This is a genomic window from Nocardia sp. NPDC057272, from assembly GCF_042668615.1.
Lineage (GTDB): Bacteria > Actinomycetota > Actinomycetes > Mycobacteriales > Mycobacteriaceae > Nocardia.
This window is the reverse complement of sequence record NZ_JBHUYK010000017.1, coordinates 17,752-31,508: the sequence shown is the minus strand read 5'-3', so window position 1 is coordinate 31,508 and position 13,757 is coordinate 17,752. Positions and strand designations below refer to the sequence as shown.

14 protein-coding genes are annotated in these 13,757 nt (G+C 68.2%); 4 read left to right on the top strand and 10 right to left on the bottom strand.

Features of this window, described 5'->3' with window-relative positions:
- Nucleotides 1-23: 23 nt before the first annotated feature.
- Both ACFULV_RS22025 and pepN read right to left on the bottom strand, forming a co-directional pair.
- A complete protein-coding gene (locus ACFULV_RS22025; RefSeq protein ID WP_378629942.1) occupies nt 24-629 on the bottom strand; it encodes a ClpP family protease in 606 nt (201 codons plus the stop codon).
- 174 nt (nt 630-803) lie between these two features.
- Nucleotides 804-3,395, bottom strand: coding sequence for an aminopeptidase N (gene pepN, locus ACFULV_RS22020; protein ID WP_378659456.1), 2,592 nt, complete (start codon nt 3,393-3,395; stop codon nt 804-806).
- A 185-nt stretch (nt 3,396-3,580) separates the two neighbouring features.
- Here pepN and ACFULV_RS22015 point away from each other — a divergent pair, with 185 nt between their 5' ends.
- Nucleotides 3,581-4,417, top strand: coding sequence for a phosphoribosylaminoimidazolesuccinocarboxamide synthase (locus ACFULV_RS22015; protein WP_378659453.1), 837 nt, complete (start codon nt 3,581-3,583; stop codon nt 4,415-4,417).
- Nucleotides 4,418-4,483: 66 nt separating this feature from the next.
- Here ACFULV_RS22015 and ACFULV_RS22010 read toward each other — a convergent pair whose 3' ends face one another.
- Nucleotides 4,484-4,840, bottom strand: coding sequence for a winged helix-turn-helix transcriptional regulator (locus ACFULV_RS22010; protein WP_378659450.1), 357 nt, complete (start codon nt 4,838-4,840; stop codon nt 4,484-4,486).
- Between the two features lie 126 nt (nt 4,841-4,966).
- Between ACFULV_RS22010 and ACFULV_RS22005 the strand changes: the two genes are divergently transcribed.
- The gene (locus ACFULV_RS22005; protein ID WP_378659448.1) at nt 4,967-5,785 is read left to right on the top strand and encodes an NAD(P)-dependent oxidoreductase; all 819 of its coding nucleotides are present in this window, start codon (nt 4,967-4,969) and stop codon (nt 5,783-5,785) included.
- 105 nt (nt 5,786-5,890) lie between these two features.
- Here ACFULV_RS22005 and ACFULV_RS22000 read toward each other — a convergent pair whose 3' ends face one another.
- Nucleotides 5,891-6,685, bottom strand: coding sequence for an NAD(P)H oxidoreductase (locus ACFULV_RS22000; RefSeq protein ID WP_378659446.1), 795 nt, complete (start codon nt 6,683-6,685; stop codon nt 5,891-5,893).
- A gap of 68 nt (nt 6,686-6,753) precedes the next feature.
- On the opposite strand from ACFULV_RS22000, the gene ACFULV_RS21995 reads away from it, so the two are divergent.
- Nucleotides 6,754-7,701 carry an AraC family transcriptional regulator gene (locus ACFULV_RS21995; protein WP_378659444.1) on the top strand — a complete coding sequence of 316 codons (948 nt, stop codon included), beginning with the start codon at nt 6,754-6,756 and terminating at the stop codon, nt 7,699-7,701.
- Between the two features lie 49 nt (nt 7,702-7,750).
- Here ACFULV_RS21995 and ACFULV_RS21990 read toward each other — a convergent pair whose 3' ends face one another.
- From ACFULV_RS21990 to ACFULV_RS21970, 5 genes are all read right to left on the bottom strand, one after another.
- Nucleotides 7,751-8,182, bottom strand: a complete 432-nt coding sequence (locus ACFULV_RS21990) for a nitroreductase family deazaflavin-dependent oxidoreductase (protein WP_378629953.1) — start codon at nt 8,180-8,182, stop codon at nt 7,751-7,753.
- 20 nt (nt 8,183-8,202) lie between these two features.
- Nucleotides 8,203-8,679 (bottom strand): NUDIX domain-containing protein, encoded by a 477-nt coding sequence (locus ACFULV_RS21985; RefSeq protein ID WP_378629955.1) that lies wholly within the window; start codon nt 8,677-8,679, stop codon nt 8,203-8,205.
- A 107-nt stretch (nt 8,680-8,786) separates the two neighbouring features.
- On the bottom strand, nt 8,787-9,992 hold the full coding sequence (locus ACFULV_RS21980) for an RNA polymerase sigma factor (RefSeq protein WP_378659697.1): 1,206 nt from the start codon (nt 9,990-9,992) through the stop codon (nt 8,787-8,789).
- Nucleotides 9,993-10,001: 9 nt separating this feature from the next.
- Nucleotides 10,002-10,400: a YciI family protein gene (locus ACFULV_RS21975; RefSeq protein WP_266298409.1), complete on the bottom strand. Its 399-nt coding sequence runs from the start codon at nt 10,398-10,400 to the stop codon at nt 10,002-10,004.
- A gap of 94 nt (nt 10,401-10,494) precedes the next feature.
- On the bottom strand, nt 10,495-11,715 hold the full coding sequence (locus ACFULV_RS21970; RefSeq protein ID WP_378629959.1) for an NAD(P)/FAD-dependent oxidoreductase: 1,221 nt from the start codon (nt 11,713-11,715) through the stop codon (nt 10,495-10,497).
- 153 nt (nt 11,716-11,868) lie between these two features.
- Between ACFULV_RS21970 and ACFULV_RS21965 the strand changes: the two genes are divergently transcribed.
- Nucleotides 11,869-12,513, top strand: a complete 645-nt coding sequence (locus ACFULV_RS21965) for a DsbA family protein (protein ID WP_378659442.1) — start codon at nt 11,869-11,871, stop codon at nt 12,511-12,513.
- A gap of 40 nt (nt 12,514-12,553) precedes the next feature.
- Here ACFULV_RS21965 and ACFULV_RS21960 read toward each other — a convergent pair whose 3' ends face one another.
- Entirely contained in the window at nt 12,554-13,756 is a 1,203-nt protein-coding gene (locus tag ACFULV_RS21960; protein ID WP_378659439.1) for a M48 family metallopeptidase, read from the bottom strand.
- Nucleotide 13,757 lies beyond the last annotated feature (1 nt).

Here is a 13,757-nt window from a genome sequence, read left to right as displayed (position 1 = left end):
ATGGGGCCGCGCGGCAACAACTCTCATGCGGTGATGCCGATGCGGTGGCGGTTCGGGACGACCTGATCGAAGGATTCGACGATGTGGTCGATGAACCCGTACTCGAGGGCCTGGGGTGCGGTGAACCAGCGGTCGTGCAGCGAGTCCTCGTAGACGCGGTCGAAAGGCTGGCCGGTGTCGTCGGCGATGAGGCCGAGCACGGTATCGACGGTGTAGCGCAGGTCATCGGCTTGCACCTCCACTTCCACCGCACTACCGCCGATGCCCGCCGATCCCTGGTGCATGAGGACGCGGGCGTGCGGCAGGGCGTACCGCTTTCCCGGTGCACCGGATGAGAGCAGGAATTGCCCTGCGCTGCAGGCCAATCCGAGCGCCAGGGTGGACACCTCGCACGGAACGAGCCGCATCACGTCGCGGATCGCCAGCATCGACGGCACCGAGCCGCCGGGAGAGTGGATCCACAGCGAGATCCCGGCCTCGGGGCTCTGGGCGCCGAGGGTGAGTAGTTGCGTGATGAGCAGGGTGCCGTTGTCGTCGTCGAGCGGGCCGTCGAGGACGAGGATCCGGCGGCCGAACAGTTGTTCGCGGGCTCGCCAGCTGAACATCGGGGTCTTGTCGTCGTGTGCCATGGGTCCACGGTGCCTCGCGCACACCCCCGCGCGCCGCCGTTGCTGCCCCCAGCAGATCCGCTCACAGCAGCAAGCCCGGCCGCCCGAAGCTCCGCTGTAGGCACGGGCCTCGGAAGGCTCCGGACAGGGAAAGGGCCCGGTGGCGAAATCGCGCCACCGGGCCCTTCGGTCGAACTACTTGGCGTCGAATTCCCGTGCGCGCAGGGAGCGTTCGATGCCCGCTCGGCCCTCGGAGACCAGGCGGTACAGGGCGGGTGGGTGGTCGCCTGCCAGGAACTCGTCGGCCTTGGTGACGGCTTCCTCGCTGATCGCCCAGTGCGGGTACAGGCCGATCACGACGGTCTGGGCGACCTCGCTCGAGCGGCGGTCCCAGACGGCGGGGATCTCGGCGAAGTACTTGTCCACGTACGGTGCGAGCACCGCGCCCTGACCGGCCGGGGCGAACCCGCCGACGATCGCGCGGGCGGTGATGTTGGGCACCGAGTCGTCGCCCATCACCGTGTCCCAGGCCCGTGCCTTGACCTCGGGGATCGGGCGTGCGGTGGCCGCGGTGGCCGCCTGGCGCTTGCCCGCCGCGGTCGGGTCGCCTTGCAGTTCGGCGTCGATGGTCGGGGAGGCCGGACCGTCGGCGTCGATCCGGCCCGCGGCGGCCAGCGCGGTGATGACGCGCCAGCGCAGGTCGGTGTCGACGGTGAGACCGGGCAGACCGGCCGCCGCCGGGTCGGCGTCGAGGAGCTGCGCCAGCACCTCGACGTGGCGCGATTCCAGCTTCGCCCCGGTCAGCGCGTTGACGAAGGCGAGCTGATGATCCGAACCCGCCTCGGCGGCGCGGGCCAGCTCGAGCAGCCGGTCGGCGTAGGCCGCCCAGCCTTCCTGCTCGGCCCACGCCGGATCGGCGTAGCTCGAGATGGCGGTGTTGGCCTGCATGAGCAGCCGCTGCACCACTCCGATCTCGGATTCGGAGCCGATCCCGCGCTGCACGAGTGCCACGAAATCGCGGGCCTTCATCTCGGCCTGGCGGGTCATCTCCCAGGCGGCCGACCAGGCCAGCGTGCGCGGCAGCGAGTCGGCGATGTCACCGACGCGCCGCACGACCACGTCGAGCGAATCGGGGTCGAGACGCAGCGAGCAGTAGGTCAGGTCGTCGTCGTTGACCAGTACCAGCGCACCGCGCGGCACGCCGACGAGCTCGGGTACCTCGGTGCGCGCGGCGGCGTCGAGGTCGAGTTCGACTCGCTTGGTACGCACCAGCTTGCCGTCGACATCGTCGTAGACACCGATGGCGATCCGGTGCACGCGGTACTCGCCCGCGCCGGGCGCGGCGCCTTCCTGCTCGACCGCGAAGCTCGAGAACGTGCCGTCGGAGGCGACAGCGAAATCGGGGCGAAGGATGTTGAGGCCGGTGGTCTTGAGCCACTGCGCACCCCAGTCCGACAGGTCACGACCCGACGCCTTCTCCAGAGCCGCGAGCAGATCGTCGAACGTGGCGTTGCCGTAGGCATGTTCGGCGAAGTAGTCGCGCAGGCCCGCCAGGAACGGCTGGAGTCCCACATAGGCGACGAGCTGCTTGAGCACCGAAGCACCCTTGGCATAGGTGATTCCGTCGAAGTTCACCTCCACCGCGTGCAGGTCGGGGATGTCGGCGGCGATCGGGTGGGTCGAGGGCAGCTGGTCCTGGCGGTAGGCCCAGGACTTCTCCACATTCGCGAAGGTGGTCCAGGCGCTGGTGTATTCGGTGGCCTCGGCCTGGCACAGCACCGAGGCGAAGGTCGCGAACGACTCGTTCAGCCACAGGTCGTCCCACCACTTCATGGTGACGAGGTCGCCGAACCACATGTGCGCCATCTCGTGCAGCACGGTCTCGGCGCGACGCTCATAGGACGCGCGGGTCACCTTGGACCGGAACACGTAGTCCTCGAGGAAGGTGACAGCGCCCGCGTTCTCCATCGCGCCCGCGTTGAACTCCGGCACGAACAGCTGGTCGTACTTGCCGAAGGCGTACGGCACGCCGAAGTTGTTGTGGTAGAACTCGAAACCCTGTTTGGTCTCGGTGAACAGCCGCTCGGCGTCCATGTGGTCGGCCAGCGACGCACGGCAGTACAGGCCGAGCGGGATCTCGCCGCTCGCGTCGGTGAAGGTGTCGGACCACTTCGCGTACGGACCCGCGATCATGGCGACCAGGTAGGTGCTCATCCGCGGGGTGGTGGCGAACGTGTGGCGCACGACCGCGCCGACCTTGTGCTGTTCGATGTCGGCGCCGTTGGAGATGACCACCCAGTCCTCGGGCGCGGTGGCGACGATGTCGAAGGTGGCCTTGAGATCGGGCTGATCGAAGCAGGCGAACATCCGCTTGGCATCGGCGGTCTCGAACTGCGAGTACAGGTACACGTTGTCGTCGGTCGGATCCACGAAGCGGTGCAGACCCTCGCCGGTGTGCGAGTACTCGCAGTCGGCCTCGACGACCAGCTCGTTGTTCTCGGCCAGCTCCGGCAACGCGATCCCCGTCGACTCGTCATAGGAGCTCACATCGAGCGCGACGCCGTTGAGCACCGCCGATCGCACGCGCGGCGCGACCAGATCGATGTAGGTGCCGGCACCAGGGGTGGCAGTGAAGCTGACAGTGGTCTTCGACCCGAAGGTGTCGGACACCTCGGACCCTGCTCCGCGCGGCTGATCGGTGAGGTCGAGTTCGATCCGGTAGTTCTGCACGGCCACTACGGCCGCGCGTTCGACCGCCTGGTCGCGGGTGAGATTCGGGGCGGACATTGATCTCCTTCGTCGTCGACGAACACGGCACGGTAGTTCGGCGTCCACAATGCCACTTGCCGTCGGCGCCCGCTCACGAGTTTCCGCCGACGGGTGGGCCGGGTAGGCCTGATACCGGTTCCGGGCGGGCCGGTAGAGTTCGGGGAAACCCGCAGGTACCGCACCGGAGATTCGGAGGCTCGACGTTGAAGCATGTGCACGCCGGGAAAGTTCGTGACCTCTACGAGGACGGCGACACCCTGCTGCTCGTCGCGTCGGACCGGGTTTCGGTCTACGACGTGGTGCTGCCGACGCCGATTCCGGACAAGGGCGCGCTGCTGACGCAGCTGTCGAACTGGTGGTTCGAGTACTTCACCGGAATCCCGAATCACGTGGTCTCGGCGACCGACGTGCCCGCGGAGTTCGCCGGGCGCGGGATCCGGGTGAAGCCGTTGAAGATGCTGGCTGTCGAGTGCATCGCACGGGGGTATCTGACCGGGTCCGGCCTCGAGGAGTACCAGCGGTCGGGGACCGTGTCGGGGATCGCGCTGCCCGCGGGATTGCGTGACGGGGACAAGCTGCCGGAGCCGATCTTCACGCCGTCGACGAAGGCGTCCGAGGGACACGACGAGGCGATCAGTTTCGCCGACGTGGTGAACCAGGAGGGCCGTGAGGTCGCCGAGCAGCTGCGCGATCTGACCCTCGAGATCTACTCGCGCGGGGCCGAGCACGCGGCGAAGGCCGGCGTGATCGTGGCCGATACGAAGGTCGAATTCGGTTGGGACGGTGACGTTCTCACCCTCGGTGACGAGGTGCTGACCTCGGACTCCTCGCGCTTCTGGCCCGCCGACGAGTGGGAGCCGGGCCGTGCCCAGCGCTCCTTCGACAAGCAGTTCGTGCGCGACTGGTCGACCTCGACGGGCTGGAACAAGGAATACCCGGGCCCCGAGATCCCCGCCGACGTCGTCGAAGGCACTCGCCGCAAGTACGAAGAGGCCTACGAGCGGATCACCGGGCAGAAATGGGCAGGGATCCAGGCCTGACCCGAGGCGGGGCGCGTCCCGGCTGGGAGGACGCCGCCGGCCGCGCGGGTGCGGTGGCGGAGCACGTCAGTGCACGGGTGCGCCGACACCTTTGACCGCGCAGATGTGTTCCATGTTCTCGTTGCCCCAGGCCCCGAGGGTGACCAGCGCCGCGTTCAGCGACACTCCGCGCTCGGTGAGTGAGTACTCGACCTTCGGGGGCACCTGCGCGTAGACCTGGCGGGCGATGATGCCGTCGTGCTCGAGTTCGCGTAGCTGCTGGATCAGCATCTTCTCGGTGACGCCGGGGACCAGGCGTTTCAGGTCGCCGAAGCGTTGGGTGCCGGTGGACAGGGCCCACAGGATCAGCGCTTTCCACTTGCCGCCGACGACGTCGAGCGCGGCATCGATACCGCAGGAATACGGACGCTCTCGCTGCTTCATGCTCGCCTAACTTACTTTTTGGTAGGTATTGCACTTCATAGTCGGTACTTGTGAAGTCAAGCGTAACCCACGAATCTGGAAGAGCGTTGCCGACCGGCATCGAACGCTCTTCGAACGAGGGAAATCATGACCAACATGAGAGTGGTGCAACGGGTTTCGGTGATCGGCCTCGGTGCTATGGGCACCGCGCTGGCCAAGGCATTGCTGGCGGGCGGTCATGAGGTGACTGTCTGGAACCGCACCTCGGCGCGGGCCGAAGCGTTGGCGGCCTACGGCGCGAAGGTGGCGGCGAGCTCGGCCGAGGCGATGGCGGCGGCGGATCTGGTGATCCTGTGCGTGCTCGACGATGCCGCCGTGCGCGAGCACCTCGAACCGGCGGCGGCACAGGTGCGGGGCAAGGTGGTGGTGAACCTCACCACCACCTCGCCGGAGCAGGCTCGCGCGCTGGGCCGCTGGGCCGCGGCTCAGCAGGTGGAGCTGATCGACGGCGGCATCATGGCGGTACCCGAGATGATCGGCGGACCCGCGGCATTCGTGCTCTACAGCGGTGCGTCCGCCGGGTTCGAGCGCTTCCGCGCGGTGCTGGAGTTGTTCGGTCGCGCCGAATTCGTCGGCACGGATCTCGGCGCCGCCGCCATGTACGACGTCTCGATCCTCGGCGGCATGTACGCCATGTTCGCCGCATTCCGGCAGGGCGGCGCGATGGTTCGCTCCACCGGCGGCTCGGCGGCTCGCTTGGCCGCGTTGATGGGACCCTTCCTGCAGGCGATGGCGAGCTTGCTCGAGGGGTACGCGCCCGGCATCGACAACCCGGCGGACTATGTGCAGCAGCAAAGCGACGAGTTCACCGCCGCCGCTATCGACCTGATCGACAAGTCCGCCGCTGAATCCGGCAACCCCACAGAGCTCTACGCAGTCCTGCGCGGGGCTCTCACCGGCCTGTGAATTGTCGTTGTATGCGGTTGGACCGGGAGCCGCGTTCGGGCCACCGGCCCGAACGCGCGGTGACCGGCGAGATGGTCACCGCGCGACGGCGCGGCACTTCGCTGGTCAGGCGCTGACCAGGGCAGCGGCGAGCAAGTCGTCGACGAAGCTCTCGGCTTTCGCGTCGAAGGCGGCGTAGTGAGTGGTTCGCGCATCGCCGCTGATCGCCTCGCCGATCACGAGATTGCCTTCGGCGTCGAGACTTTGGGGCTGCTCCTCGGCATCGGGCAGCAGCCCGACGCGGGAGTCCGCGAAACCGCTGTAGTAGGCCAAGCCCTCGTTGAGCTGGGCTTCCAGCAGTTGCTGCATGCCGGGGACGATCGCGTCATCGGCGGTCGCGCCGGCCAATCCGAGCCACAGGATGCGCTTGCCTGCCAGCCGCGGCTTGCTGCGGCCGTAGGCGAAACCGTAGTTCCATACGGCGTCGATCCAGCCCTTGAGCAGGGCGGGCACACTCTGCCAGTACACCGGGAACACCACGACCACCACGTCGGCGGCCAGCATGCGCCGCATGTGCGCCTCGGCGGTGGGGGAGTAGACCTTGTCGCGATTGCCCCACTCGGGCTGGTCGGCCACGGTCATCCGCGGGTCGAAGTTCTCGGCGTGCAGGTCGAGGAAATCGACCGTGTACCCGGCGGCGGTGAGGCGGCCGACGGCGCGGTCGGCGACATGGGCGGACAGCGAGTCGGAGCGATGGTGGCCCAGGACCACGAGCGCGGTGGGGCCCGGTGCCGAGGTATCGGTGGCGCTCGATCCGGTGGTGGTCAGTTCGGCGGTGGCAGTCGTGGTGGCGGCGGACTGGGTCACGGTGAGCTCCTGTTCGATCGGGTGCGGGCTGGTCGGCCCGGTCGCTTCAGTCAACCGTGGATCGTGTGGACGATCTATGGGTGATCATCTCCAGTCGATAGGAATTCGTCTACGCTGGTGGCGTGGACCCGTTGAGTTCGTTGCTGAGCGGCATTCGTGCCGAAGGATCGGTCGTGGCCCATGCGGTCCTGCGACCACCCTGGACGATTCGTTTCGCCGACCGTGCGCCCTTGATCATGGTGACAGTGCTGCGTGGCGGCGGCACGCTGGTGCTCGCTGATGGATCGCGCACGAGTCTGATCGCCGGTGACACCGCGCTCGTGCAGGCGGGTGAACCCTTCCACCTGGCAGACACGCCCGCCGCGCTCGACCGTCCACACGAGCGCTACGAGCTGTCCTGTTTCGTGCCGGACGGGTTCGGCCCCACCGACATCAGTTGTGCGACATCGGAATTGATCGTCACGCCGGCGACAACCGGTGCGCCAGGCGAGACTTCGCTACTCGTCGGCGCCTATCGGGCATCGGGGCGACGCCACGAACGGCTGTTGCGAGCGCTACCGCAGGTGATGGTGGTCCACGAGGACCCGGAAATGTGTTTGTGGCTGGAGCAATCCGCCGCCGACGCGGTCCGGTTCAGCGCGGGCTCGCAGGCGCTGATGGACCGGCTGCTGGACTGGGCGCTGGTCTGCACGCTGCGCTCCTGGCTCGCCGAACAGCAGCATTGTGCGCCCGCCTGGTACCGGGGGATGGCCGACCCGATCGTCGGCCCGGCGCTCACCGCCATCCACGACCGGCCGTTCCACCGCTGGACGGTGGCGAGCCTGGCCACCGAGGCGGCGGTCTCGCGCGCCCTGTTCGCTCGGCGCTTCACCGAGGTGATGGGCGAACCGCCACTGGCCTACCTCACCGAATGGCGCATGGCCGAAGCCGAAGAGCTGCTCGCCGACCCCGCGCGCAGCGTCGCCCAGGTGGCCACCACGGTCGGCTATTCCGACGCCTTCGGCTTCAGCGCGGCCTTCAAACGACTACGCGGGACAAGCCCCACCGAGTTCCGGGCCGCGCTGGTGTAGGGCGGGCATCGTGTTCGATGCCCGCCCTGTGTGCCCGCCGGCAGGTGGGTCAGTTCCTCGGCGTGAGCAGGACCAAGGGGATCTCGCGCGTGGTTTTCGTCTGATAGTCGGCGTAGCCCTTGTAGGCCTCGGTGACCCGGGGCCACAGTGCCGCGCGTTCGTCGGGGGTGGCGACGTGGGCTGTCATCGGGCGCACGGGGCCGTTGCGCAGTGACACCTCGACGTTCGGGTTGTCGCGCAGGTTCACGAACCAGGCGGGATGGGTGGGGTCCCCGCCGCGGGAGGCGACGACGACGATCGTGTCGCCGTCGATGATCGGCGCGGTCAGCATGACCTTGCGCGGCTCGCCGGATTTGCGGCCGATCGTGGTGAGTTGCAGGGACGGCATTCCGAAGAACGAGTTGCCGATGCGTCCGCCGGTCACCGTGAGCAGGGTGCGGTGGACTCTGTTCATGATCTTCAGCTGCAGGTCGCTGGGCATAGCTGAAATCTACCCCGATCTCAGTGCAGTTGATCGGTGAGGCGGTCGAGGAAGGGGCGCTGGCCTTTGCCGAGCTTTTCCTGCGCCGTGGCGGGGTCGAACCAGTCCGCCCGGTCGATCTCGGGGAATTCCGCGACCTTGCCCGACCGCGGCGGCCACTCCATCTCGAAGGTGCCCGGCACGACATCGGCCGGGTCGAGGTCGCCCTCGACCGCCCACACGGTGAGGTACTTGCGCTTGGTCCCGCTGCGATAACTCACCTCACCGAGGTCGATCCACTCGCCCTCGGGCACCGGCAGCCCGAGTTCCTCGGTGAACTCCCGCCGGGCGGCGTCGCGCGCGGACTCTTCCTCGGACAGGTACTCGCCCTTGGGGATCGACCATGCCGACGCGTCCTTCTTCGCCCACAGCGGCCCACCCATATGCCCGAGCAGGACCTCGATTCCGGCCTCGACGCGGCGATACACCAGCACACCCGCACTGAAAACGTCCGTCATCAAAGCGAGTCTGCCAGGCACCGGCTCGCTCGACGCCGCCAGCCTGGGTGACGTCGAAAACGGGCTGTACCACCGGCGAATTCGGGGTCGGACGACAGCTCCTGAGGTCATGCGTCGCCCGCTCGCAGACGTGCGGCGCGCAGCAACAGGTAGTCGCGTTCGGGCACGCTGGCGGTCTGTCTGGCCGCCCGCTGGTATTCGCGCACGGCCGCGGCCTGCTCGCCTGCCATCTCGTGAAGATGCCCGCGCACGGCGGCGAGGCGGTGCGAGCGTGCCAGCGGTTCGGCGACGCTGTCGGCCACCGCCAGCCCCGCGGCCGGACCGTGCACCATCGCGGTGGCGACGGCGCGGTTGAGGGTGATCATCGGGTTGGGGGTCAGACGTTCGATCATGGTGTAGAGCTGCAGGATTCGCGTCCACTCGGTGTCCTCGGGGCGTCGGGCCTGCGCATGCAGAGCCGCGATGGCGGCCTGCATCTGGTAGAGGCCCGTCAGCCCGGCGGGCATGGTCGCGGTGAGCAGGCGAAGACCCTCGGTGATCTGGGTGCGGTCCCAGCGGGAGCGGTCCTGCTCGGTGAGCGGGATCAGCTCGCCGTGCGGACCGGAGCGGGCGGCGCGGCGGGCGTCGGTGAGCAACATCAGCGCGAGAAGACCGGTGACCTCCGCGTTCTCCGGGAGCAGCGTGCGCAGCGCGCGCGTGAGCCGGATCGCTTCCGCCGACAGGTCTCCGCGACGCAACCCCGTTCCGGCGGTGCTGGTGTGCCCCTCCGTGAAGATCACGTACAGCACCTGCAGCACCGCACTCACCCGGGTGCTGTCGTGCGCGCCGTCGGCGAACGGCCGATTCGATTCGGCCAGACGCTTCTTCGCCCGCGAGATACGTTGGCCCATGGTCGATTCCGGGACGAGGAAGGCCGCCGCGATCTCGGCGGTACTCAGGCCGCCGACGGCCCGCAGCGTCAGGGCCACCGCTCCGGCGGGCGGCAAGTCGGGATGGCAGCACAGGAAGTACATGTCGAGGGTGTCATCGCTACCGACCGCCTCGACGGGCACATCCCGCACGAAAACCGTGGTCTCCCTGCGTCGCCGCGCCACCTCGGCGCGCACCGCGTCGGCCATCCGCCGCTGCGCGACCTGGATCAGCCAGCCGCGCGGATTGTCCGGAAGCCCGTCGCGATCCCACTGGGTCGCCGCCGCGAGCAGCGCGTCCTGCACCGAATCCTCGGCGAGGTCGAAATCGCCGAAGCGGCGAACCAATACGCCGAGGACCTGCGGCGAGAGTTCACGCAGCAGGTCCTCGATGCGCGGAGTCAGCGTCTCGCCTCAGGCCACGTCGGGCGCGCTCATGATCTGGCGCACCTCGATGTATTCCCCGATCGGCTTGCCGCCGGGGCCCGGCGCCGCGGAGGCTTGCGCGGCGATCTCGACCGCGCGCTCGACAGAATCGACATCGACCACCCAGAAACCGGCCAGGAACTCCTTGGTCTCCGGGAACGGCCCGTCGGTCACGACCGGCGCCGAGCGACCGTCGGAGCACACGATCATCGCCTGATCGGGTGCCGCCAGGCCCTGCGCGTCGACGAGTTCGCCCGCGGCGGCGAGTTGTTCGCCCAGTGCCCGCTGGAAGTCGATGTGGGCGGCGATGTCCTCGGGCGCCCACTCCGGCAGCGGGATGTCGCAGTAGGCGGTCTCGGAATAGGTCTTGACCAGCATGAATTTCATGGTTCGGCTCCTGTTCGCTGCGCCCTTGCGGCGCGTTCGACGGTTGGTCGGAGCCGATGAGCAGTCTTCGACACAACGATCGCTGTGAAGTGGATCACAGCGGGATGCTCGTGTCCGCCAGCCGGTCCGGGTCGACGGGTTCCGCCGATTCGATCAGCTGCTTGATCCGGTCGGTCACATCCCACACATTGACGTTCATCCCCGCGCGCACCCTGTTCTGCGCGTCCAGCCAGAACGCGACGAATTCGCGCTCATCGAGATCGCCACGCACCACCACCCGCACGTCGTCGCCGCGTCCGACATAGCCGGAGTACTCCATCCCGACGTCGTACTGATCGCTGAAGAAATACGGAAGCCGGTCGTAGACAGCCGCTTTGCCCAGCATCGTCTTCGCGGCGACGGCGGGCTGATTCAGCGCGGTCGCCCAGTGTTCGATCCGGATCGGCCGGTGCAGCAGCGGATGGTCCTGTTCGGCGATATCGCCCACCGCGACCACATCGGGGTTGCTGGTGCGCAGGGCGGCGTCCACCAGCACGCCGCCGTCGACCGCCAGCCCGGCCGCCGTGGCCGCCTCGATATTGGGCTGCGCGCCCACCGCGACCAGCACCGCCTGCGCGGGCACCACGGTGCCGTCGCCGAGCTGCACGCCGGTCGCCTCGTCCTCGTCGGTGAGGATCGCGTCGACGGAGGTGTTCGTGCGCAGGTCGACGCCGTGCGCACGATGCAGATCGGCGTAGAACGCGCCCATCTCCGGGCCGAGCACCGTGACCAGCGGCAGGTCGGCCGTCTCGATCACCGTCACCTCGACACCCTTGGCGCGGGCCTGCGCGGCGACCTCGAGACCGATCCACCCGGCCCCGATGATCACCAGGCGCCGGTCCGTGCGCAGTATCTCGAGCAGCGCGTTCGAATCGCCGATCGTGCGCAGCGTGTAGACGTTCGGGGCATCGGCGCCGGGAATGTCGAGCGTGCGGGCTCGCGAACCGGTGGCTAGAGCCAGTTTGTCGTAGTCGAGCGTGGAACCGTCGGGCAGTGTCACCGTCTTGGCGATCGGATCGAACGCGGTCGCGGTGGTGCCCAGTCGCAGGTCGACGTGGTGATCGCGGTACCAAGCGGCCGGATCGACGGTGAAATCGGGCAGTTGCTGGGTGCCCGCCAGGTGCTGTTTCGACAGTGGCGGACGCTCGTAGGGCAGCTCCTCTTCGGCGGCCAGCAGAGTGACGCGGCCGTCGAAATCGTTGGCGCGCAGGGCTTCGGCGATTTTCGCTCCGCCCAGACCTCCACCGATGACGACGAAATGCTGATTCGAGCTCATGAACGGACCCCTTCTCGCGGACGACCGGGACTCCTCGCAACCCGAGCCTAGTGCGCGTTTTCACCCACGGGAACGATTCCGGCGGTGACGCGGTTGCACCAATCGGTGGGGCGACCCGGCCCACCACAGCTGACCCGAGAAGAGGAACCCATCGTGAGCGAACAGGCCACCAAGGATGTCGCCGATTTCTGGTTCGACCCGCTGTGCCCGTGGTGCTGGATCACCTCGCGGTGGATTCTGGAAGTCGAAAAGGTGCGCGATATCGAAGCGCGCTTCCACGTGATGAGCCTGGCGGTGCTCAACGAGGGCAAAGAGGGCCTGCCGGAGCGGTATGTCGACATGATGGCCGCCGCGTGGGGCCCGGTTCGGGTCGTCACCGCCGCCGGACAGAAGTACGGCGACGAGATCCTGTCCCCGCTCTACACGGCACTGGGCACCCGGATCCACGACCGCAAGGCCGAGTACGAGCGCGAGACGCTGCAGGAGACCTTCGACGCGGTCGTCGCCGACGCGCTCGCCGAACTGAACCTGCCCGCCGAACTCGCCGAGGCCGCGAACAGCACCGACTACGACGAGGCGTTGCGGGCCAGCCATCACGCGGGTATGGACAAGGTCGGCCCCGATGTCGGCACGCCGACCATCCACATCAACGGGACTGCCTTCTTCGGGCCGGTACTCTCGCGCATCCCGCGCGGCGAGGACGCGGGCAAGGTGTGGGACGGCGTGGTCGCGCTGGCCTCGTACCCGCACTTCTTCGAGCTCAAGCGCACCCGCACCGAGGACCCGGTCTTCGACTGATCATGCGGTCGGGGGTGCCCGCACCGGCACCCCCGACCGATCAGACCGGCTTCGGCGGCAACGCGGGCGGCGTCGAATTCAGCGGATACCCGCCGTGCGGCGGGATCATGCCGGGATGCGGTGCACTCGGACGCCAGAACATCGGGCCCGGCCTGCTGCGATCGCGCAGCGCCCACATCCGCCAGGTGAGCACCGGGTGGCTGGCCATCGCGTTGACCAGCCAGATGAAACCACCCCGGTCGAGCGCGGCACGGTCGGCCATCTCGTCCACGCCGACATCGGTATTGAGGTACTTGCCGGCAGCGAGCGTCGCCATCGCGGTGGACGCGCCGTGCGGCCGGAAGCAGAAGCCGTGATTGTCGGCGGTGTACTCCTGGGCACGGATCAGCGACGACCCGAGCAGTGGCAGCCACGGCGCGACGAACATGCCCAGCTGGCGCCAATAGGAGACATGACCAGCGGCGATATGGCCGACTTCATGCCCGATGATGAACGCGAGTCCATCGGGTTCACGCGCGGCGCCGCCGATTTCGAACAGGTCGCTGTAGACCACGACGAACCGGCGGAACCCGTGGCCGGAGGCGAACGCGTTGATCTGGCCGTTGCCCAGGATGACGTAGGCGTCCGGCGCCTTGTGCATCCCGAATCGCGCCGCCGCCTCCTGCACCATCCGGTAGCCCTCGGGGAACTGGGTGGGCGACATCTTCACCCCGTTCACGCGCTGGGTCGCGAGATTCAGACCACGTCCGGCCCACAGCAGCACCGGCGCGAACAACAGCAGCAGTACATACGGACTGGTGACGATCGAACCGGTCTGCTCCACACCGCGCTCGTCGACGATGGGATCGGCGAACAGCTCGACCGTCATGAGCAGGAGCGCGAGCAGGTACGCGACCGCGGTGATCATGATGACGACGATCAGCAGCGGGATCTCCCACGGATGCCGGGCGGGGCGATCCCACGGCATGAGTCCGCGCGGTCGATGCTGCGGCGGTGCGGGCGGACCGCTCGGCGGGTAGTAGCCGGGCGCGTACTGGCCAGGGGCGACCGGCGGATACGGGCCTGCCTGCGGCTGTGGTGGGGCGTCCTGCGCGGGGAAACCGCCCGTCCGTGGATCGGGCTGGGCCCACGGCGACGGCGGCGCGGTGTCTTTGTCCAGTGACGGTGTTCGGTCGGGCTGCTGGCCGGTGTGCTCCGGCGGGGAACCTGCTGAATGCGGGAAATGCGGTTCGTGCGGGTGCATG